This is a genomic window from Bacillus sp. T33-2 (assembly GCF_002860205.1).
Lineage (GTDB): Bacteria > Bacillota > Bacilli > Bacillales > Cytobacillaceae > T33-2.
In genome coordinates this window covers 70332-93141 of sequence record NZ_PGVB01000007.1, presented here as the reverse complement: position 1 = coordinate 93141, position 22810 = coordinate 70332, and the positions used below count along the sequence as shown (strand labels likewise).

The 22810-nt window shown below is 42.8% G+C and carries 19 protein-coding genes, 2 pseudogenes and 1 riboswitch; of the genes and pseudogenes, 15 read left to right on the top strand and 6 right to left on the bottom strand.

The window, feature by feature from the left end; all coding sequences use genetic code 11:
* The first annotated feature begins 75 nt into the window (after positions 1 to 75).
* Together CVD19_RS05210 and CVD19_RS05205 are read left to right on the top strand one after the other, a co-directional pair.
* Complete coding sequence (locus tag CVD19_RS05210) at positions 76 to 921, top strand: enoyl-CoA hydratase-related protein (protein WP_257985033.1); 846 nt, start codon at positions 76 to 78, stop codon at positions 919 to 921.
* A gap of 6 nt (positions 922 to 927) precedes the next feature.
* Complete coding sequence (locus CVD19_RS05205; protein ID WP_101580813.1) at positions 928 to 2472, top strand: class I adenylate-forming enzyme family protein; 1545 nt, start codon at positions 928 to 930, stop codon at positions 2470 to 2472.
* Positions 2473 to 2837: 365 nt separating this feature from the next.
* Here CVD19_RS05205 and CVD19_RS25350 read toward each other — a convergent pair whose 3' ends face one another.
* Positions 2838 to 2969, bottom strand: coding sequence for a hypothetical protein (locus CVD19_RS25350; RefSeq protein WP_257985032.1), 132 nt, complete (start codon positions 2967 to 2969; stop codon positions 2838 to 2840).
* Positions 2970 to 3357: 388 nt separating this feature from the next.
* Here CVD19_RS25350 and CVD19_RS05200 point away from each other — a divergent pair, with 388 nt between their 5' ends.
* Positions 3358 to 4359 carry an LLM class flavin-dependent oxidoreductase gene (locus tag CVD19_RS05200; protein ID WP_101580812.1) on the top strand — a complete coding sequence of 334 codons (1002 nt, stop codon included), beginning with the start codon at positions 3358 to 3360 and terminating at the stop codon, positions 4357 to 4359.
* A 196-nt stretch (positions 4360 to 4555) separates the two neighbouring features.
* Here CVD19_RS05200 and CVD19_RS05190 read toward each other — a convergent pair.
* The 3 genes and pseudogenes from CVD19_RS05190 to CVD19_RS05180 form a co-directional block, all read right to left on the bottom strand.
* Positions 4556 to 5584: pseudogene (locus tag CVD19_RS05190) on the bottom strand (SDR family oxidoreductase).
* 287 nt (positions 5585 to 5871) lie between these two features.
* Complete coding sequence (locus CVD19_RS05185; protein WP_101580811.1) at positions 5872 to 7911, bottom strand: molybdopterin oxidoreductase family protein; 2040 nt, start codon at positions 7909 to 7911, stop codon at positions 5872 to 5874.
* A 296-nt stretch (positions 7912 to 8207) separates the two neighbouring features.
* Positions 8208 to 8423, bottom strand: a complete 216-nt coding sequence (locus tag CVD19_RS05180) for a hypothetical protein (protein ID WP_101580810.1) — start codon at positions 8421 to 8423, stop codon at positions 8208 to 8210.
* Positions 8424 to 9090: 667 nt separating this feature from the next.
* Here CVD19_RS05180 and CVD19_RS05175 point away from each other — a divergent pair.
* Entirely contained in the window at positions 9091 to 9558 is a 468-nt protein-coding gene (locus CVD19_RS05175; protein WP_101580809.1) for a hypothetical protein, read from the top strand.
* Between the two features lie 111 nt (positions 9559 to 9669).
* Here CVD19_RS05175 and CVD19_RS05170 read toward each other — a convergent pair whose 3' ends face one another.
* A complete protein-coding gene (locus tag CVD19_RS05170; RefSeq protein ID WP_101580808.1) occupies positions 9670 to 10122 on the bottom strand; it encodes a YfmQ family protein in 453 nt (150 codons plus the stop codon).
* A gap of 189 nt (positions 10123 to 10311) precedes the next feature.
* Here CVD19_RS05170 and CVD19_RS05165 point away from each other — a divergent pair.
* The 11 genes and pseudogenes from CVD19_RS05165 to queE all read left to right on the top strand — a co-directional run.
* Positions 10312 to 10462: pseudogene (locus CVD19_RS05165) on the top strand (ZinT/AdcA family metal-binding protein); the annotation flags it as partial.
* A gap of 374 nt (positions 10463 to 10836) precedes the next feature.
* Entirely contained in the window at positions 10837 to 11112 is a 276-nt protein-coding gene (locus tag CVD19_RS05160) for an ArsR/SmtB family transcription factor (protein ID WP_101580807.1), read from the top strand.
* Between the two features lie 111 nt (positions 11113 to 11223).
* Positions 11224 to 11607, top strand: a complete 384-nt coding sequence (locus tag CVD19_RS05155; protein WP_101580806.1) for a VOC family protein — start codon at positions 11224 to 11226, stop codon at positions 11605 to 11607.
* A gap of 1127 nt (positions 11608 to 12734) precedes the next feature.
* Positions 12735 to 14369 (top strand): flavin-containing monooxygenase, encoded by a 1635-nt coding sequence (locus CVD19_RS05145; RefSeq protein WP_257985031.1) that lies wholly within the window; start codon positions 12735 to 12737, stop codon positions 14367 to 14369.
* An 81-nt stretch (positions 14370 to 14450) separates the two neighbouring features.
* The gene (locus tag CVD19_RS05140; protein ID WP_101580804.1) at positions 14451 to 15395 is read left to right on the top strand and encodes an alpha/beta hydrolase; all 945 of its coding nucleotides are present in this window, start codon (positions 14451 to 14453) and stop codon (positions 15393 to 15395) included.
* A 219-nt stretch (positions 15396 to 15614) separates the two neighbouring features.
* On the top strand, positions 15615 to 16211 hold the full coding sequence (locus tag CVD19_RS05135) for a TetR/AcrR family transcriptional regulator (protein ID WP_101580803.1): 597 nt from the start codon (positions 15615 to 15617) through the stop codon (positions 16209 to 16211).
* Between the two features lie 29 nt (positions 16212 to 16240).
* Positions 16241 to 17848, top strand: a complete 1608-nt coding sequence (locus tag CVD19_RS05130) for an ABC1 kinase family protein (protein WP_101580802.1) — start codon at positions 16241 to 16243, stop codon at positions 17846 to 17848.
* Between the two features lie 84 nt (positions 17849 to 17932).
* Positions 17933 to 19381 carry a GNAT family N-acetyltransferase gene (locus tag CVD19_RS05125; protein WP_101580801.1) on the top strand — a complete coding sequence of 483 codons (1449 nt, stop codon included), beginning with the start codon at positions 17933 to 17935 and terminating at the stop codon, positions 19379 to 19381.
* A gap of 111 nt (positions 19382 to 19492) precedes the next feature.
* Positions 19493 to 19535: riboswitch (PreQ1 riboswitch) on the top strand.
* Positions 19536 to 19588: 53 nt separating this feature from the next.
* Complete coding sequence (queC, locus tag CVD19_RS05120; RefSeq protein ID WP_101580800.1) at positions 19589 to 20275, top strand: 7-cyano-7-deazaguanine synthase QueC; 687 nt, start codon at positions 19589 to 19591, stop codon at positions 20273 to 20275.
* Positions 20253 to 20729, top strand: coding sequence for a 6-carboxytetrahydropterin synthase QueD (gene queD, locus CVD19_RS05115; RefSeq protein ID WP_142383504.1), 477 nt, complete (start codon positions 20253 to 20255; stop codon positions 20727 to 20729). The genes queC and queD overlap by 23 nt, the downstream gene beginning before the upstream one ends.
* Positions 20722 to 21453, top strand: coding sequence for a 7-carboxy-7-deazaguanine synthase QueE (gene queE / locus CVD19_RS05110; protein WP_101580798.1), 732 nt, complete (start codon positions 20722 to 20724; stop codon positions 21451 to 21453). Before queD ends, queE begins: the two co-directional genes overlap by 8 nt.
* Before the next feature lie 708 nt (positions 21454 to 22161).
* Here queE and CVD19_RS05105 read toward each other — a convergent pair.
* Positions 22162 to 22797: a hypothetical protein gene (locus tag CVD19_RS05105; RefSeq protein ID WP_101580797.1), complete on the bottom strand. Its 636-nt coding sequence runs from the start codon at positions 22795 to 22797 to the stop codon at positions 22162 to 22164.
* Positions 22798 to 22810: the final 13 nt, after the last annotated feature.

Sequence of the window (22810 nt, the reverse complement as noted above, 5' to 3'; positions counted from 1 at the left end):
AATGCGAAGAAGGGATTAAACTCTGCCTATGAACATTTAAAGGCGGTGAGGGAGCGGCAGAAGGAGCTTCAGCTATTGGAGGATAATTTGCTGGAAGCGATTGAGGAAGCAGAGAAAAAATATCAGTTTTTACTCAAAAGGAGCACAACCATGAATAAAAAGGTATTGGTGGAACGTCAGGATGGAGTAACAGTGATCATGATCAACAGGCCGGATAAGCATAACTGCATTGATGGTGAAACGGCTCAATTGCTTTATGATGTATGGGTTGATTTTCGTGATGACGATGAGGCGAAGGTTGCCATTTTGACTGGGAATGGCTCTTCGTTCAGTTCAGGCGCCGATCTGAAGGCGATTGACTCATTGGGCCCAAAAAATCAATATGATGCGGATTTTGCATATGACGGAAAAGGTTATTTAGGATTCACGAGAATGACGGATATTTTTAAACCTACAATTGCTGCTGTGAATGGGTACTGTTTTGCCGGAGGGCTTGAAATGGCTGCCTGGTGTGACATACGTATTGCTGCTGTTGATGCGGAGTTCGGCTGCCTTGAAAGAAGATGGAATGTACCTCTGGTAGACGGAGGTACGCAGCGCATTCCAAGAATCGTTGGCTGGGGCAGGGGAATGGACCTCGTCCTAACAGGCAGAAGGATTGATGCTCAAACAGCGCTGGATTGGGGATTGGTGACGGAGATTGTGGAGCCAGAAAACCTCCTGGCACGCGCAAAGGAACTGGCTTTCCAAATGGCGTCCTATCCTCAGGGCTCTTTGCGGTCGGATAAACAGGCAGCTGTGCGGGGCTGGGGACTACCGCTGGAAGAAGCTCTGCGTGTTGAGTGCCAGCTGGGAATGCCACATACAAGGAGCGAGGAAACATGGCAAGGCTTAAACAATTTTTTGAATCGAAAGGGGTAAAAAGGGATGATTGCTGCTGAGCTGATTAAAAGAGGGGCTAAGTATTTTTCGAATGAAACTGCGGTTATCTATAAAGATCAGAAACTTACTTTTAACGAAGTGCATAGGAATTCCAATCGGCTGGCAAATGCACTTTTTAAATTGGGTTTGGAAAAGGGTGACCGTATATCATTTTTGTTGGCTAACTCAATTCATAGCGTCGAAATCGATTTTGCCATGTTAAAATCAGGTCTGGTCCGTGTGCCCTTGAATACGAGACTTTCGGAAGAAGAACAATTTCATATGATAACAGAAACGGATTCCAAAGCGATTTTATTCACTGAGGAGTTTTCCGGCCGGGTTGCCAGCTTAAGAGAAAGACTGTCGGGTGTCTCGTTATTTTGCCAAGTAGATGGTGACCCGAACTATGACTGGATAATTCCCATTTATAAAGAAACGAAAACGGTTACAGACGAAGACCCGGTCATTCCTTTATCAGAAGAAGATTACGCCACACTGCAGTACACCTCAGGTACAACAGGGAGGCTAAAAGCCGCCATTCATACACAAGGGTCATGGGCAGCCATGGCTGCGAATATTTTGGCAACACTCACCATTGAAAGAGGAGACATCATGATGCACGCTGCTCCATTGACACATGCATCCGGCATCCTTGTCCTGCCCCATTGGATCAGAGGAGCAGCAAATGCAATCCTGCCAACCTTCCATCCCCAGGAATTCCTGCAAGCCATCGAAGAAATTAAACCTACCACACTTAACTTGGTTCCTACCATGATCGTCATGCTTTTATCACATCCAGACGTTGAAAAATACTCATTTGATTCTGTTCGAAGTCTCATTTATGGTGCTTCCCCGATGCCCAGGGAAGCATTGAAAAGGGGACTCGAACTTTGGGGGCCGAAGTTCATTCAATATTACGGGCAGACGGAAGCTCCACTTATATTAACCATTTTGCCAGTAGAGGATCACATCCTTGCACTGAAAAATCCGGATTATTATGACAGGCTCTTGTCCTGTGGTCGACCTATCATCACCACAGAAGTAAAAATTGTGAATGAACAGGGAGATGAGCTGCCGGATGGAGAAATTGGCGAAATTTGCGTAGCCTCCAGCCAGGCCATGTCAGGCTATTGGAAGGAAGAAGCTTTGACTGAAGAGACGATAAAAGGAAAGTGGATCTTTACCCGGGACATGGGCTACATAGATCAAGAGGGCTATGTTTACCTTGTTGAAAGGAAATCAGACATGATCATAAGTGGCGGTTTTAATATTTACCCTCGTGAAGTGGAGGAAGTTTTATATAAACATCCCGCAGTGTTGGAAGCAGCCATTGTAGGAGTTGCAGATGAAAAGTGGGTAGAAAGCGTAAAAGCTTTCGTTGTGTTAAAAGAAGGATATCAAGTGAGCGAACAGGAAATCATCGACCATTGCAAAGAGCAGTTGGCATCCTATAAAAAGCCAAAATATGTAGAGTTTATAGACAGCTTGCCAAAGAGTGCAGTCGGAAAAGTTGTCCGAAGAATGTTGAGGAAGGAAGAGTTAAGAAGATAGTTTAGGATCCAGAAAAAAATTTTTTTGATAATCAATCGTAAAACTATATTTGCTTCGAGGTCAGTTATGAGTACGAAAATAAATATTTGCGAAATGTAATGGGTTCACCCTTTGTGGGTGGGCCTTTTAAATTCATTTAACTATATAGTTTAAACTTATCAGCTACGGAATTTAGGGGAATTATTCTAATTACTAAATTCGATCAATATGCCAATTAACTAACTTTCCTTTACCAGCCAATCGATTTTGTCAATCACTGCTCTTATGATCGACACTACTTTGGCCAGTAGAAATGATCTTGTCCATCATTTTTTTATAATGGACACTTACCCGGCCAGCCGACTCGATTTTGTCCATCACTGCTCTTATGATGGACAGTTCCCCGGCCAGCCGACTCGATTTTGTCCATCACTGCTCTTATGATGGACATTTACCCGGCCAGATGACTCGATTTTGTCCATCATCGCCTTTATGAAGCTACCTCTTCGGCTGCTCATTCCTCCAAATCCACTATTAAGCCTACACCCAATTCTGTAGAGCCTTATAAAACCTCCAAATGCAGGCGCACATCTATGTGTGAAGAATTTAAGTGTAACATATATAGTAATTTCCTCATCAGACCTGTCCCCAGTGAATAATCCAGGTGGTTGATATTGAAAATAACGCGCAATCAATACAGCTTTCATTTGAAGGGAACTTGACTATGTAGAATAGACCAGCAGTGTAGCCGCATAATAAAGAAATCAGCTAAGCTGGGCTACAAATAAATCGATGGATATGTACGTGCGGTTTAGTTTTGCCTTCAACGTAAGCATTTAAGTTTGTTTAAATGTAAGCAATTGTTAATATAGTAATGAATCTTCATCAAGAAAGGACAAATATAAGATGGCAAATATAAATATACCTGTATCTGTCTTAAACCTCGCACCGAGACGCGAGGGAGAGAATTCTAAACAAGCTATCGATGCGATGGTGGACCTGGCGCAGGCTACGGAAAAAATGGGCTATAAACGTTATTGGATCGCCGAGCATCATAATACATCTACTCTTGTGAGCTCAGCTACTTCCATTTTGATTAAACATACATTGGAGCATACAGATAGCATCCTTGTCGGCTCTGGAGGGATTATGCTTCCGAACCATTCTCCTTTGGTGGTGGCCGAACAGTTTGGGACGATGGCTACGATTTATCCGAACCGGGTTGAACTTGGGCTCGGCCGGGCACCTGGCACAGATATGCTGACTGCAAACGCATTAAGGCGCTCCCAAAAGGACTCTGTCTATACGTTCCCTGAGGATGTCAATGCTTTGCTCACTTATTTTGGGCCTGAAGACAAGCAAAGCTATGTGAAAGCCTATCCAGGGCTTGGAACGAATGTTCCGATTTACATTCTCGGCTCCTCCACGGATTCCGCTTATTTAGCGGCAAGTTTAGGTTTGCCGTATGTTTTTGCTTCACACTTTGCACCACGGCATATGGAAGCAGCTATTAGGATTTATCGGGAACGGTTCAAGCCATCCGAGTACCTGGACAAGCCATATATGATGATATGCCTGAACCTGATTGCCGCAGAAACCGATGAAGAAGCCGAATTATTGCAAACGACAACCCATCAGTTTTTCCTGAATGTAGTACGTGGTTCCCAAACGCCATTGCAGCCTCCAGTTGAAAACCTGGATGACCTATGGAGCCCGCAGGAAAAAGAAATGGCGGAATCTATGTCCAGTGTCACTTTGTTGGGGAGCAAGGATTCGGTCAGGGAACAACTGACTGCTTTCCAGCACGCGTATAATGTAGACGAAATCATGGCTGTATCATACATTTATGATCCAGAAAAGCAAAAACGGTCGTATGAAATATTGAAAGAAGTAGTTGATGGAAAGTGATTCGCATCTTGACGCATAGTGTTGGATATACCCTGTAATAAATGGGTGTAGATCGGTAACGTACTCTTTATTAAAACAATTCTCAACAACAAAATGGCTGCCTTGGTAACAAGCAGCCATTTTGTTGTATATAACGGCGACTCCATACATGCGTCAGAGAATTTGCTTCTTACCTCGGATTATTTTTTGCATGCCATCATGAACTTACCAGCGGGCCGCCATTTGGATGCAAAACCTGTCCCGCCATGTAGCTGGAATCATCCGTTGCCAACTACACATAGCAGGTGGCAATATCAAACGGCTGGCCGGCGCGTTTACCAGTTTCTCTAATGCTTCACCATACGGTTCGATAATCAAGAACGGCGACGTTTCTTTGCGATCAGACTGTGATTCCCTACCCGATTATTCCTGATAAAAGATGGCTCTTTTGCTGCGCACATTGGTGCTTTATTGGGCTCATCCGTGCCGAATGTACTTACTTCTTCGGCAGAGAAGGAGGAAGGAATCAATGGTGCCCAGATAGGCTCTGGCGCTACCCCATTTACCCGGATTCCTTTATCAACCAGTGATTTGGGACAGGGAGCGGGTAAATGTCACAAGCGCGCCTTTAGTTGAGGAATAATCAATTAAATGTTTGTATCCTTCATTTGCGGTGACAGATGTTGTGTTGATAATCGTGCTGCCCCGCTTTAAATGGGGGGCTGCTTTTGTGATGAAAAAGAACGAATGAATATTCGTCCGGAATGTCCGGTCCAGTTGTTCTGCCGTTAGGTCGAGAATACTCGGTTGGACATATTGGACAGCATGGTTATTCAAAAGGATATCTATTTTTCCGAAATGGCGGATTGCCTGTTTGCCACTTGATGTGACATTGATTCATCTTCAAGGTCTCCTGATACTAGGACACAGCGCCGTCCAAGCTGCTCGACCCTGTTTTTGGTCCATATCGCGTCGGGATGTTCCTAAAGATATGAAATAACCACGTCCGCGCCAACCTTGGCAAATGCATAGGCAACCGCTCTTCCAATTCCGCTGTCTCCTCCTGTGATAATAGCTATCTTATTCTTAAGCTTTCCGCTCCCTTTGTAATATGGACTTTCCGATAGCGGCATTGCACCATAAAATACTCAAGGCCAGGATGCAGATTTTGATGTTGCAGGGGAAAGGTTATTTTGACCTCCTGGCACTTCTGCTTGCTTCCAATGTATTGATAAACAGGGCACATAGGGCATTACCTTTCCAGTGATTTTTCGAAATAGACAAACACAATAAATCAGGCTGCAAAACTCTTCTTCCGTACACTTATGGCTACACTGGCATTGGGTATAAGATCATATGGGCGCCAGTTCCGTAATTTATATTCGTGTTCTGAAAAAAGAATTCACAAACATAGATGTCAATTGCGTTAAATCAACTACATAAAATGGATGGGATAATAGAATTCCTATTCTGGACCACGTCTTGAAACAAAATAAAGAACCAGGGTGATAATCCTCTGATTCTTCGATGTCGCTACAGTTTTTCTACACACACGCGTCCAGAAAAGAAAGTCGCACCATTGCCCATATCTGCCACGCGATCCGGTGTAAGCGAATTTACCAGCTGTTTCGTGCCGGGGAGGTCGGCCCATAGCCCTTGTGTCACGACTGCTCCCGTAAGAACGTTTTCCCCGACGGAGGCTTTTAGCACACATTCTCCTCGGTTGTTCCATATCCGTATTTTATCTCCATCCTCAATACCCAGCGCAGACGCATCTTTGCTGTTCATATGCAAAAGTGGTTCTTTTTCAAGAGAAATATGCTTTTCGTTATTAGAAAAAGTAGTATTCAGGAAATTATGGTTTGGTCCTGCAACAAACAGAAACGGGAAGTCCCCATCATCAACAAGCGGAGTATAGGTTGGGAGCGGGGGATACCCGTCCTGTTTCATCTTTTCCGAATAAAGTTCGATTTTTCCGCTTGGCGTTGAAAGTCTCCCGGAGAGCAACGGTTTTACGTCTGCTTTTATAAACTGCCGGGCAGCCAGGGCTTTATAATCAATCCCTTGCAGGTACGGATTTGCTGGGTTGTTGAGTGCCTGGTCAATCATTTCTTTTTCTGTCTCGAACAGGGGCTGGTCCTCAAAGCGCATCTCTTTCGAAAGCAACTGGTACACTTCCACATTCGATTTTGCCTCTCCATAACGCTCAACTACTGGCTGCTGCAGCTGGATATAATGGTGCCAGTATGAAGTGTAAAAATCCGTATTTTCAAACGAACTTGTTGCAGGTAGTACCAGGTCGGCGTAAGCTGCTGTCTCCGTTAAAAAAAGTTCATGCACGACAGTAAACAGGTCGTCCCTTGCCAGCCCTGTTCTTACTTTATTGCCTTCCGGGGCAACGACCGCCGGGTTCGTGCCATACACAAATAATGACTTCACTGGTGGTTCTGCATCAAGAAGCGCCTGACCAAGCTGGTTCATATTGATGACTCGTGTGTTTTTGTTGTGCAGAAGATCTGGGCGCTGTAAATTGGCTGCATTATGGCTCAGATAACCTCCGTTTCCTTTAAGCGCACCTCCGCCTTTCACGAGCCATTGTCCGGTCAGGGCAGGGAGGCAGGCAATTGTCCGGATGCACATGCCGCCGTTATCATGGTGCTGGGGGCCGTTCCCGATGCGGATGAATGCCGGCGATGTCTTGCCGTACATACGTGCCAGTTTGTATATATCAACGACAGGAACACCTGTTATGCTCGAAACGGTGACGGGATCATATTGGACAACATGTTCCCGCAATTCTTCATGGCCGACTGCGTATTGTTTTAGGAAGTCCAGGTCGGCCATATTTTCGGCAAATAAAATATTCATGATTCCAAGTGCGAGGGCACTGTCCGAACCGGGATTAATCGGAATGAACCAATCTGCCAGCCGGCCTGTCTGGTTCTTGTGCACATCGATAACAACGATTTTCGCCCCATTTTTCCGTGCTTTTTGGGCAAGTACCACTTGATGCATGTTCGTACTCACCGCATTAATACCCCAGAAAATGATTAATTTGGAATGAATGGTGTCCTCAGGGTCGATGCCAAAGCTGCCGCCCATCGTATATTTATAACCAACTGATCCGGCTGCGGAACAAATCGATCGGTCGAGCTGGGAGGCTCCCAATCGATTAAAAAAACGGCGGTCCATGCCTTCCGCGCTCAAATTCCCCATGTTGCCATAAAAACTGTAGGGGAGGATGCTTTCAGGACCATATGTATTGACTAGTTTTTTCCAGTGGGAAGCAATCGTATCGATTGCCTCGCCCCAGCTGATTCGCTCAAATTTCCCTTCTCCTTTTGCGCCGGTCCGTTTCAGTGGATACTTCAGGCGCTTATCGTCATAAATCCGTTCTGTCATGTTACGCACTTTATTGCAGATACTTCCCTTTGTCACAGGATGATTCGGATCACCCTGTATTTTCACGATTTTCCCATCTTGTTTATGAACTAGCAAGCCACATTGATCAGGGCAGTCAAGCGAGCAGACAGAGGGGAAGATACCAGTTGGCTGGTTAACGAATGATTCCATGTGTCGTCTCCTTAAATTTAGAAAGTTATAAAAATAATAAAGTATTATAATCAGTCGAGCAATAATATAGGCCATCAAATTAATCCAATTAGTTAACATAATAATTTTATGACCAAAACTCAGGAATTATTTTGGTGATTATCCCAGTGCTCATGCCCGATGGAAAATACTGTGCATACCTTAACTCTTTGTATTAAGAATCTTCCAAACAAGTTTTGATAAAATCGATAATTTTATCTTCAACCTTATGATCCTCTTTTCTACTAAATAAAAACATGAATGTAATCGTCAAATGATTAAAGCACCAAAAAATATTGAATTTGATTGGGCGGGATTGCTGTTATGGCAACAATACTGTAACCGATGCTTAGCAGCTGGGATAAGGTCTCTGCACAATTGGGACGTACTGGCTCAATCGGTGCGTGGTAGCTTTTATATAGATTGATCGTTTTATTATTGTTGCTGCAATGAAGCAAAATAACATGCTTTCCAGTCCACGCCTGGCCAATCATTGGTTGGATCTCCCTTATATTTCTCAATCTGATACACCCTTAGTAGTTGATACGGCAGTATATGCACAAGGATTGTTCACGGGCAGTTTAATTTTTCTTAAAGTGTGATTCAACCAATCGAGAGTAGTAAAAGAAGGATTTTAACAATGAAAAAGAGAATTTACAGTAAAAATTGCACAAAGCAGCTCCTGCCAATGAAAAAAATGTTTATTCATTCAGGGCAGAAGTATAAAGGGGATAGCGAATAAATTTGCCCTAAAAAACGTGAGTCCCCTTGGAACAGGGGGTAACTTTAATGAACAATTTTGAAATTAATCCGTTTCTTAATATTAAGAATCCGAAACCACCAGGGCCTGGCTGAGATCATTATAAAAGATGGAGGACGGTGTTTTTCTTCCGGATTGGTTGTTGGACAGAAAGGTTAAGGAAAGGGTGGTGGGCAAGGTAGATTCCCACTGCCCTTTTTTTATTTAACGGGGTTCCTTCCTTAGTAAATTTATGTCTTTATTTTTTATTAATAAGGTAACAGGACAGGTTAGCTGAACAAACCACGTGTTTTCTAAGGGTGAATCATCGAATATTGAAATCATCAGGGCTTATTTAAGGTTTCACATATGCTTAAAAATGGAATTAGATAGTAATTGCATTGATTCTGGGAGGAGATTGTTTGAAAGGGAAAATACTAGCTATTTTATTACTTTCCATGCTAATAATAATAACGGCGAGTACAAAAGCAGCCACAGAGAATGTGTTTGAGGAACAAGCTGCTGGTTACCGTTATAAAGTTACTATACAAGATCCTTCATCGAAGTGGGAAATTGGTTATAAGGACGAAACATTTATTATTTTTGAGAATGAAAATAACAAAGATTATCTAGCAAAATATATGAATAATGTTCAGGAACTAAATATACAGATAATTACATTAATCATATACACTGTTTATTTAATTTTAGTTTTCGTCATTACATATCTTGCTAAGAAAAAAATGAAAATTAAGACCTCTATATTGGTGTTAATCGTTTTTGCATTCGGTATTTATGCTTTTATAAACATAATTCCAGCAGCAATAAAAATAAATTCATCCTTTAACGAAGCAAATAAATATTTTGAAATATTAGCAAAGAATTCGTAAATAATTTGTGAGCTATTGTACATCAAATGGGTGATAAATGAAAATAGGGCAGGTAGACTAATATGCCGTTCTGTTTTGGAGTACGGGTAAAAAAGCAGTGGATTTCGCAATCTAAACCGCACTGCTTTTAGTATTAGTTGATATAGTAAACTTTTGTAGGTAATTAGACCTCAGACTATAAGAAACTACTTTGTTCTTGTACTGCTTGACTACATCAACGTGGTCATCGTAACTATAAACCAAGAAATTTACTTGTTTTTTGCCTCTTTTTACGTCGATGACAAATGGAGAAACATTGGTATCTGGATGTAGAAATAATTCCTCATTGCCTGGAAATATCCAATATTCTTCTAAAAATGCAGCCTCATTAAAATAGTCAATAAATTTAATTTTCTCTTCCTCTTCTAAGTGCTTTCCGTTAATTGTTATACTAACATCTTTTGAATTAAGTTTTGGATGAAGTGCAAATTTACTTAAGTACCAATCTACAACCGCACTCGGAGGACTCAGGAAAAATTTAACAAAAAAGCCAATCATAACCGAAATAACAACAGTCCATGTCATATCTTATCAACTCCTTAAATCATACAAAGCCTTCCTCCGGTTCGGATCTTGATCCTGCCCCGAAGATACTAATTTATTATAGTTAAAAATTAATCATATGTTAAGACATACTTTTAATGACAACAATTATTTGTCGTTTTTTAGTTAGAAATTTCCATTTGCAAAAGTTTAAGATGTTAGTTACCAGTTCACTGCATTTATCCGAATGAAGCTAGTCACTATCACCTGTATTGGGGTGACGACCGTGAAGCATTACTGGATGAAGTCATCAATTGGCCCAGCCTACTACCCATCAGAAATGGATGGACATGATATTGCCCATAAAATGATGACGCATTAAATTAATGTAGGTGAAAAAGAATAGCATCTTTCCGATAAGGAAGGCGCTATCGTCAGGGTTTTGGGAAGATTTTGGAGCGAGGAGAACGAAACCTGAATCTAAAAAGCCATGCAGCTACTCAGGGTGTATTGAGTTAACAACCGGATGTTCGTTATTTAAAGTTAAAGATGATAAATTGTTAGTGATCAAAGACTATAGATGAAGAAATAAATAATCGAATTGTGAAAAGAGGTTTGAGATAGATCGATATTAGAAATGAATTTGTGCGGGGTTCATTATTAGTAAAAACATAAAAGTGAACTTAAGATGTTGGAGAAAGATTCATGCATACTGTGAGTTTGACAAGCAACCATACGGTTGCTTATACTTGATGTATGTTGGACAAAGACGCTGTATTTAAAGCACTAAGCGACTCTACTCGGCGGCTGATATTAGACGAACTATCCGAACGCAACGAGATGACGTTGTATGAACTTACGGTACGTCTAATTACGAAGCACGACCTTAACATTTCGCGACAGGCGATAGCTAAACATCTTTCTGCATTGGATGATGCAGGGCTCGTGAAATCAAAACGAAAGGGAAAATATCGAGTACTTATATTCAACAACGAACCACTTAAAAACTTGATGAAAGCATGGCTAGAATAATTTTATTTAAAAACAAGTGACAAAATCGGAACAGGACTTCTCGCGAATGTGTGGTTTTTTTGCTTTAGCAGAGCACCATACGTCTCTGAAAATCACAGGAGGAATAAACATATGAAAATCGTTGTTACCAGTATATTCGTACAAGATCAAGACAAGGCACTGGAGTTTTATTCAGAAAAGCTGGGGTTTGTAAAAAAGGAGGATGTTCCCGTCGGAGAATTTAGGTGGATAACGCTTGTTTCTCCCGATGATCAAGACGGTACCGAGCTTTTGCTCGAACCGAATGACCATCCGGCCGCCAAAGAGTATCAGAAGAAGATTTTTGCCGATGGCATCCCAGCAACAATGTTTGGCGTTGCAGATATTTATAAAGAGTACAAACGATTATTGGAAAACGGCGTGAAGTTTACTATGGAGCCGACAAAAATGGGGGAAGTCACAATAGCTGTATTCGACGATACATGCGGCAACCTTATTCAAATAGTGCAGAAGTAACTTAATGTCGAAATAGAAGTAGCCGAGCTCAACAGACTCATAAGAGGAAGAGGGAAAAAGATGGGATTAAAGAGTATGATAAAGAAGGAAATTAAAAAGCAAGTGAAGAAGCAAATAACAAAAAAGGCTGGAAGAACTGCTGGAAAAATAATCGAAAAAGTTATGAAAAAGGTTTAGATGATGCTGCCTGTGCAAATTATGAGGTTTTTTCAGCTAATAAACTAATAGTTGCGTTAGTTGAGAACAGGGAGATGCTACGGCACCTCCTTTTCTTATATGCTAGCGGACAGGTTCGTTAATGAAGCAAAACATTTAGGATTAGAGAATTATTAGCAAATCAAATTGAAGGATATGCTAAGTTAATTTGTTGGTAAAATGGGAGCAATCATACAACAGCAGAAGTACACTAAGTTGCTAGTTGGAGAATATTTGCTTGTTAAATTAAAATTTTGCTTTTCTTAAAGATTATTCCGCCATTTCCCGGAGGCTTTGTATCATTTAATTCCAGACAGTTTGATAGAGAAAAATGCATTTTTACGGAATACTACCGTTTTTGTATTTACCTTTAACTTCATATAATGTAAAATTACACTAAAATATGATTTTATGTGGGGAATTAGGAAAATGAGCAAAAACATACAGTTGTTTAACTTAATCGCAGGATTAATAATAATTGGAATGATGATACAGGTAATTTTATCTGGCAGCAATAACCTTCCATATATTGTGATATTATTTTATATTCTATCTTATTGGTTACAAAAGCTGAACTTTAAGGGAATAACCAAGTTTGTTGGTTTGACAATTACATTCTTACTTTTAATCTGGTCTTTACTACTAATGTTCGATTTCATTTTTCCTTTTTCGCCATAGCTTGCATTATTGACAATGTTTGCATGACAGAGAAAAACTCGCTGATTTTTTTCAAGCGAGTTTTTTCATAAAATCATTTGTAAAACGGATTACGTTGCCCACCAATATTTCACAAACACACCCTTAAACCACAATATTAATTTCATAAATTCAGAACCGAAGAAGGAGATTTAATTTAAAGGCCGAATTATATTGTAAACGCTTACATATTTACTCCGTTGCAAAATGTATTTTTATCAAGGGGGAATGAAAAAGTGTTCGACAGTCAACAGGTTGAAGAGTTTGATGCTGTTATCGCTGGAGCAGGTTTTTCAGGCCTGTACATGCTGCACCGGCTGCGGGAGGCAGGTTATACGGTCCGTGTCTATGAGGCTGCCCAAGATGTCGGGGGCACCTGGTATTGGAACAGATATCCTGGAGCGCGCTGTGACATTGAAAGTATTTACTATAACTATACGTTTTCGGATGATCTTTTAAATGATTGGACATGGTCTTCCCGTTACGCCGAGCAGCCTGAAATCCTAGATTACATCAATTATGTCACCGACAGGCTAGACTTGCGGAGGGATATTCAGTTCAAGACCCGCATTACATCTGCCCATTATGATGAAACATCACATGATTGGAAAATTCAAACCCATGATGGCAAGAGTGTCACGGCGAAGTTCTTTATCACAGCAATAGGCTGCCTTTCAGCTGCCAACATACCGCATTATAAAGGAATAGAACGCTTTAAAGGTGAGATTTTCCATACAGGAAAATGGCCGCACGAGAAAGTGGACTTTACGGGCAAGAAAGTCGGAGTGCTTGGAACAGGCTCAAGCGGCGCACAGGCCATCCCGGTGATTGCAGAAGAAGCAGGACACCTCACCGTCTTCCAGCGGACACCTCAGTATAGCGCCCCTGCGAAAAACCACACGTACGATCTTGAGTTCATTCAGCAAGTAAGAGAAAACTACAGTGAAATTAAGCAGCATATGTGTGCATCCATGCATGGTGTCCCCAGCTTCCCGCAGGACCGCTCCGCACTGGAGGATACACCGGAAGTTCGCCAGAAAGTGTTCGAGGATGCCTGGGAGCAAGGCGGCCTGTTTACCATGCTTTATACGTATAGCGATCTTGCACTAAATGCAGAAGCCAATGAAACAGTAGCAGAATTTATCCGTTCAAAGATTAGCGGGATAGTCAGGGATCCCGAGGTGGCAAAAAAGTTGATGCCAACGTACTATTACGGAACAAAACGGCCAATCATCGATTCGAATTATTTTGAAACCTTTAATCGCGATAATGTTGCCCTTGTTGACATAAAATCCGCACCGATCGAAGAAATTACCCCGGACGGCCTGCGCACGGCCGGAGGGGAATATGAGCTGGATGCAGTTGTGTTTGCGACAGGTTTTGACGCAATGACAGGCCCTTTGTTCAAAATTGATATTCGCGGGAAAGACGGCGTCACGCTCAAGGATAAATGGGCTGGCGGAGCCAATTTGAAGACATATCTTGGGATTGCAACAGCAGGTTTTCCAAATCTGTTCATGATTACCGGACCACAGAGTCCGTCAGTGTTGAGCAACATGATCGTTTCGATTGAGCAGCATGTCGACTGGATATCCGACTGCATCAATTTCCTCCGTGAAAATCACCTGGAAGCGATTGAAGCGACTGAGCCAGCTGAGGAGGCTTGGAGCCAGCAATGCTTGGTAATCGCTGATATGTCGCTTCTTACAAAAACAGATTCATGGTATATGGGTGCGAATATTGAAGGCAAGCCAAAAGGATTCCTCGCGTTTGCCGGAGGTGTCGGTTTATACCGTCAAATTTGTGATGATATAGCGGCAAGGAACTACGACGGATTTACAGTTGTGTCTTCTTCCAAGGCCTTAAATTGAAAACGGGTTCATTGAAGGTAAAACCTTATGCCACATAGGTGTAGCCTTCCAAAATACAAATCCTATAGTGGAGGGAATGTCATGGCAAATCTTGATCCCCAGGTAAAGTTTTTGTTGGAACAAATGGAGGCCGCCGGCGCTCCGGCATTTGAAACACTCACGCCTGAAGAAGCCCGTCAGGTAGCAGATTTTAGAGCTCTGGCAGGGGAGCCTGCAGAAGTGGGGAAAATAGAAAACAGGATGGTACCCGGGCCTGGCGGGGACATACCTGTCCGGATTTATACACCGGTTGGGGAAGGTCCGTTTCCGGCATTGGTTTATTATCATGGAGGAGGCTGGGTCATTGGCGACCTGGATACGGTTGAGGTGATTTGCACCCTCTTGGCAAATCGGGCCCGCTGTGTTGTCGTATCTGTAGATTATCGTCTGGCGCCAGAGCACAAATTCCCTGCAGCGGCCGATGACGCGTATGCCGCAGTCAAGTGGGTAGAGGACAATGCTTCATCCATTGAAGTGGATGCTGCACGTGTGGCTGTTGGCGGTGACAGCGCGGGCGGAAACCTTGCGGCAGTCACCGCATTGATGGCCCGGGACAAAGGCGGCCCGGCAATTGCATATCAAATGCTGATCTATCCAGTCACCAGCCACAATTTTGGTACGGTATCATATGAGGAAAATGCAGAAGGGTATTTCCTGACAAAAAATGCAATGGCCTGGTTCTGGGATCAATATCTGCGTGACGAACAGGACGGCAAAAACCCATACGCATCGCCACTTTTGGGTGAAGATTTAAGCGGGCTGCCCCCGGCACTGGTGATTACTGCCGGATTCGATCCGCTGCGGGATGAAGGTGAAGCCTATGCAGAACGTCTTAAAGAAGCAGGGGTTGCTGTGGAAGCTACCCGTTATGATAGCATGATCCACGGATTTTTCTGGATGCCGGGTGTCCTGGAGCAGGGCAATAAAGCAATTGATCAGGCAGCCGCTGCGTTAAAGGATGCTTTTAACGTTGTAGAAACGATCTGAAAAAAATGAAAAACACATTGAAGAAGCAGTGTGACCCCATGTGGTTGCACTGCTATTATATTGTTTATTTTCTTCAATCTTAGATATGCTGTTTATCCTGCCTAAACATTTGGGAGAAAATATTGGCTAGAAAGGAAATGATTGACATTCCAATGGTTTTACTGTTACTCTATGACTAAATAAAAAATATAGTCAAATAGATTAGAAAGAGTGAACAATATGCCAAGAGCTTTTACGGACGAGGAAAGGGAAAGAATCAGGCAGTCATTAATTGAACAGGGCAGGGACTTGTTATCCGTATTTGGTGTTAGAAAAACGAGTGTTGAGGATTTAACAAGGGCGGCAGGTATATCAAAGGGTTCGTTTTATCTTTTCTATTCATCCAAGGAGGAGCTTTTCCTTGAAATTTTTGAGTCGGTCGAGAAGGAAGTCAGGGATCTTTTCTTTCGGGAATTAATTGTGACGGGGATGTCTGCTCGGGAGACTTTTAAAAAGAGAATGCAGGATGCGTTGGCCTTTATGGACGAAACCCCTTTGATGGGGAAATTCCAAAGCGAGGACCTGAACTACTTGTTTCGTTCCTTGCCAGAGGAAAAAATCATGCAGCATACCCAAAAGGATGACCAGGAAATCATAGAGTATTTAAATAGATGGAAAATGGAAGGCCATCTTCAAGATTATGATACAAAGACTGTTGCAGCACTATTCAAAAGTCTGGTGTTATTATCCTTCCAGAAAAAAGAAGTTGGGCCTGAGTATCCGAGGATGATGAACATGCTTCTTGACATGATGGCACAGTACTTATTCGCGGAATAATGAAGGAAATGTGAAAGGGGGAAATGGTCATGAAGAAAGAGAAAAGATGGTACAGAATGTGGAAGATAATCAGCCTCGCATTATCTATATTTAGCAAAGCCTATTGGTTCAAAATTCGAAAGAAGCCAGACAGAGAATGGGACCGGCTATGGGAAATGATTGGCAGGGATTTTCGGGAGACTTTATTCGAATTGGAGGGACTATTGATCAAGGTCGGCCAATTGCTGAGCATCCGTGCGGATCTGCTTCCAAATGGTTTTATCAAACAAATACAGGATCTTGTTGACCAGGTTCCTCCTTCTCCATGGAACGACATCAAACAGGTGCTGGAGCAGGAGTGGGATGGGCCAATTGAAGACACTTTGCTTTCTATCGAAAAAGTGCCAATTGCTTCTGCGTCTATTGGCGAGGTGTACAGGGCCAGGTTATTGGATGGCACTGAGGCAGCGGTTAAAGTGCAACGCCCTACAATCAAGTCTATCATCCACACAGATTTCAGGGCCCTGGAGATTGTCATTTGGTTTGCCAAGCATTTTGCACCAGTTCCAAAAGGATTTATCAACTTCGATATGCTGTTCAAAGAGCTGAAGCTTGTAATCGAAAGAGAATTGGATTTTAAGAAGGAAATGGATACAATGAACCGGTTTCGGCAGCGTTTCTCCTCTTTTAAAAGATTGGCCATTCCCCAAACATACCCTGGACTCTGCACCTCACAGATTTTGGTGATGGAATGGATTTCCGCTGCAAGAGTTACCGACACTGAATTTTTAGATCAGCATCATGTAGACAGAAAAGAATTGTCCAGGTTTCTTTTCCGGGTTTTTCTTCCTCAATGGCTGGAACCAGGATTTTTTCATGCTGATCCGCATACGGGAAATGTACTGGTCAAATCGGATGGTACATTGGTTCTACTGGATTTTGGAATGGTGGGGGAAATTTCGAAAAAAGACGCCTCTAATTTTCAGAATCTGGTTGAAGCGCTGATCGTAAAAGATTATTCCAACGCAGCATCCATACTGCAGGATTTAGGATTCCTGCTGCCGGATGTGAACCCAAAAAGCATTGAACATCACTTAAAGGATGCATTGTCCATTAATTTGGATCATTTAAAAGAGATGGATCTGTTTGCTGTTCAAAAAGAAATGAATGACATCGTAAGGTCTCTGCCAATCCAGGTGCCTACCCGGTTTATTTTCCTTGGCCGGTCGTTCGTGACGATAGAAGGTATGCTAAATACGATTTGTCCAAATGCAGACATGATGGCGATCGCGAAAGATGAATTCAAGGAATGGTTAAACAATAGCCCCCTGAATAAATGGAAACTGGTCATGAAATGGATCAATAGCCAGCCTGTATTTCAGATTGTCCATTCGATAGCGGACTTGCTAGATGCTCCCAAACGGATTATGGAACATAAAGACATCCAGCAGCAAAGGGATTTGTATTTCACAATGTATGAGAATAAGAAAAAACACTCATTTTATTTGGGGTTATTAGGAATAACTGGAGCAATGTACAGCAACTATGTTCAGGACTGTCTTATCTGGAATGGATCCATCGGGCTGATTGCCGCCGCACTTACAGGATACGTGGTTGTCAGCTGGAAGCAGAGATCCTGGTTAAAGCTGAATAAATAACGCAGTACCCATAATTGGAAATCATATCCCTCTTGGTGTAAAATTATTATAAAATTCAGATAGAATTGAGTAGGAGAGGGACCGATGACATCTTCAAATGCTGCAAATGAAATCAAAGCAGATGGGTCGTTTAATCGACAGACCAATAGATTTACAACGCCATTTGGCGAAAAACCTGATGATCTTCCTGTTGAAGCTGGACGATACCGCCTGTTATGGTCGGCTGTCTGCCCATGGGCTCATCGCTCTGTCATTGTCCGGAGCATCCTCGGTTTGGAGGGCGTAATCAGTCTCGGGACAGCCAGCCCAATGCGTCCGAATCTGCCGCATGTGGATTGGGAATTTTCTTTGGATGAGGATGGTGTCGACCCGGTATTGAGAATTAAATACATGAGTGAAATCTACAAGAAAACAGACCCTGATTACAGCGGGCGCCCAACTGTACCGGTTATGGTAGACATTATGGAGAACAAGGTAGTAAACAATGACTATTATAAACTCACAAACTTTTTCGAAACGGTATGGGCTCCGTTTCACAAAGATGGCGCTCCCGATTTGTATCCGGAGCATTTACGAGAGGAAATCGATGCCCTAAATGAGGAAATTTTCCATGATGTGAACAATGGTGTGTACAAATGCGGCTTTGCCCAGTCACAGGAAGCCTATGAACAGGCATATGACACGCTATTTGCAAGACTTGATGAATTAGAGGAACGGCTTGCAACAAAGCGTTTCTTGTTTGGAGATTTTATCACAGATTCAGACGTCCGGCTTTATGCCACGTTGGTTCGATTCGATGTTGCCTATTATTCTGCATTCAAGGCCAACCGAAACCGGATTGTTGATTTTCCGAATTTATGGGGTTATTTGAGAGATTTATATCAAACCCCTGGCTTTGGTGATACGACCGATTTTCATGCGATCAAAGTGCATTACCATCTGTCAAACCACATAGCGAGTGATGACCATAAAAGTAAAAATATATTTCCGAAAGGTCCCGACCTTTCAGGGCTTCATTTTAAACATCATCGCGAAGCTTTAAGCGGCAAAGACGAAAAATTCCTGATCCATCGAAACAAACCAGTGTCTCGGGTGAGTGGGGCAATGATTATACGTGATGCTGTCGAGGATGAACTGGCTTACATTCGGGAGCTGAGAATCAACTCTTATATGGAACATTCGGCAGTTATTCCAGAAGACCACTGGAAGGCTCTAAAACAAGCCATTTCATCAGACGCGGATACACATGATGGAGTGGAACTGGTTGTAGCGGAATTGGACGGGAAAATTGTTGGCAGTGTAGCAGTGTTTCCTGCCAAAAGTGACGCCGGGGTGGCGACGGCCTTGATCAATGAATGCATCCGGAGAACGAAAGCAAAAGGGTATCGGGGCATTGGGCTGCACACCGGAGATTTTATGGAAAGTGCGATGAGTTTATATGAACGGATCGGCTTCCTGCGCGTCCCACAATTTGACTTCGAGCCGGCAAACGATGGGATCATTGTAAAAGCCTATCAACTATCATTTGAGTAAAGATTGATGGCAGGATCTGGTTGATCCTGTCCATTTTTTTCGAATTTTAAAAAAATTACACGAATAAAAATATTATGGTAGAATAAGTTGATATTAATACATCCAAATTTGTTGGAAGAGGTTCTAGCTACCCTCTGAAAAAAACTAGGGAAAACAGTGCTGCTTTCTTTAGTAGCACTGTTTTTCGTATTAAAGGAGAATGACAGAATGGAAAAAGATAAAGCATTAGTGGTATTCAGCGGCGGACAGGATAGTACGACCTGTTTATTCTGGGCAATGAAGCAGTTTGGCAAGGTCGAGGCTGTTACCTTCAATTACGGCCAGAGGCATAAAGCGGAAATTGAATGTGCGAGGCAGATTACGGAGGAGTTGAGCATCAGGCACCATATTCTTGATATGAGTCTCCTTAACCAGCTCGCGCCTAATGCCTTGACACGGGATGACATTGAGGTAAAGGACGGGGAAAATGGAGAACTTCCATCGACGTTTGTACCTGGCCGGAATTTATTATTTATGTCATTCGCAGGCGTACTTGCAAGCCAGATTGGCGCAAAACATATCGTGGCCGGCGTATGTGAAACAGACTTCAGTGGCTACCCGGATTGCCGTGATGTGTTCATCAAGTCGCTTAATGTCACTTTGAACCTTTCGATGGACAGCCAGTTTGTCATCCACACACCCTTGATGTGGCTGAACAAAGCAGAAACATGGGAACTTGCTGATGATCTCGGCGCATTTAATTTTGTCCGCGAAAAAACCCTTACCTGCTACAACGGCGTTATTTCGGATGGCTGCGGAGAATGCCCTGCTTGCAGGCTGCGCCAAAAAGGTCTTGAGGAATATGAAGCGATTCGAAAGGAGCGGTTTGACATTGTATGGCTTTCGGATCGTTGATAAACTGCAAAAGATAGATGAAGATATCAGCCGTGACCAGCTGAAATACCATCACAGACGGGTGCTTGTCAGCAAAGAATTCACGTTTGACTCTGCCCACCATCTTCATGCTTATGAAGGAAAATGCAAGAATCTACATGGCCACACGTACAAAGTGATTTTCGGTATAAGCGGATTTGTGGATGACAGGGGCTTATTGATCGATTTTGGTGATATTAAAGAGATCTGGAAGACCGAAATCGAAATTCATCTTGACCATAAATACTTGAATGAAACACTGCCTCCAATGAATACGACCGCGGAAAACATGGTTGTGTGGATCTATGAAAAAATGGCTGCGGCTCTCGAGGCCAGGCAGGAACATTATTTTGGGGCACGTGTCGAATTTGTCCGGCTGTTTGAAACGCCGACAAGCTATGCTGAAGCGAGACGGGAGTGGATGGAAAGTGAGTAAGTTTCCCGTATTGGAAATTTTCGGGCCGACAATCCAGGGTGAGGGGATGGTTGTTGGCCAGAAGACGATGTTTGTCCGGACAGCCGGCTGCGATTATTCATGTGTATGGTGCGATTCTTCCTTCACCTGGGATGGAACAGGCAAACATCTCATCAGGCAGATGGAAGCTGAAGCCATATGGGATGAGCTGAAAACCCTTGGTGGAGATGGATTCTCGTATGTCACCATTTCCGGCGGCAATCCGGCCCTGTTAAAAAACTTAAATGAATTGATTGACCTGCTGCAAGAGAATGGGATCAAAACCTGCCTTGAGACACAAGGAAGCAAATGGCAGGACTGGTTTTATAAAATTGATGAGCTCACCTTATCACCCAAGCCTCCAAGTTCAGGAATGGTGACCGATTTTGCAGTTCTCGACTCAATCATCGACCGGTTGCAGGGCAGTGTACATGCACGTAAAAATTTCAGCTTAAAGATCGTCGTATTTGATAACAAAGACTATGAGTATGCAAAACAAGTTCATAAGAGATATCCTGAAGTCCCTTTTTATCTTCAAGTTGGGAACGATGATATCCACACCACAGATAATATAAAACTTTTTTCTCGCCTTCTCGCTAAATACGAGTGGCTGATAGACAAAACAATGGGCGATTCCGAATTGAAAAATGTGAAAGTGCTGCCTCAGCTTCATACTTACGTGTGGGGAAACAAAAGGGGCGTATAGAGCGCAGGATCTCCAATCAAAAAAGTGCTGGCTTCCATGTGAAGGCCAGCACTTTTTTGATTTTTAGGAGTTTGTTTCAGTGCAATTGCTTCATACTGCGAGGTTCTAACGGACTTTACGTGAAGGAATTCTTCTTTTTTTCCAATAGATAGGTTCTAATGGACGTTACAGTAAGGAAATCTTCATTTTGATCGAATAGAAGGAATCTAATCTACTTTCATGCAAAGGATATCTTCCTTATGGGAGAATAGAAGGGACCTAATCTACTTTCATGCAAAGGATATCTTCCTTATGGGAGAATAGAAGGGACCTAATCTACTTTCATGCAAAGGATATCTTCATTGTGGTCGAATAGAAGGAATCTAATCTACTTTCATGCAAAGGATATCTTCATTATGGTCAAATATAAGGGATTAATCTACTTTTATGCAAAGGATATTTTCCTTATGGTCGAATAGAAGCGCTCTAATCTCCCTATATTCAAAGAAAACCTTCATTTTAGTCGAATAGAAGCGTTCTAATCGACTTTGCAGAGATGGCATTCAGCCATTTTGTCAAATAGAGTGGTTGTAATGCAATTTGCATACATGGGTCTCGATCCTTTTGTCCAATAGATGGGTTCTAATGCACTCTGCATAAATGGGTTTCGGTCATTTTTGTCCATTATGACTAAAGGGCACTTTACAGTAAGAAATTCATCAATTGCATTCAATGCATATGGCCATGGCCCATATCACCGTTCAACAGCAGCAAAATTACTCCAACCGTAATCAAGAGAACCGCCCAGACGAGTTCAAAATTGACAATAAACTTCTTGAATTTGGCTATCCCAAAATGATAGACAACTAGGGCTATGATGGTCATCGATGCCAGCATGGCCAGCTCGTGCACGACCCATAAGGGCACAAGCTCAACGTAATTCGAAGCATGCAGGATGAACGGTGCGAACAGCAGTCCGGAACCATGGGTCGAAGAGGCGAGGAACGACCAGAGCACCAGCTGTCCGTAACCAACGTTTAGGCCGCCCGACCATCTGAAATGCCGGTAATAACGGAACAGGCGGTATATCCCATATAGGACGATAAACCAGGAAATCGCCAAATGGACGGTGTGAAGCGGAAACTGGAATCTTGCCACGCTCTGAAGGAGAATTACGACACTGTCTCCAAGCATTTGACCGAGTGCGATCGGGAAGATGCTGTAAAAAAGCACCCGCCTGTCGTTCCGATGGACAGCTAGAAACACTGCGAACAACCAGCCCATTGCCGGATTCAGGCCGTGGAATGCCCCTAGCAGTGAAGCGGCGAACATCTGGCTTTCATGGGACAGCAAAGCTTCCATCATTCAGTCTCCTCCT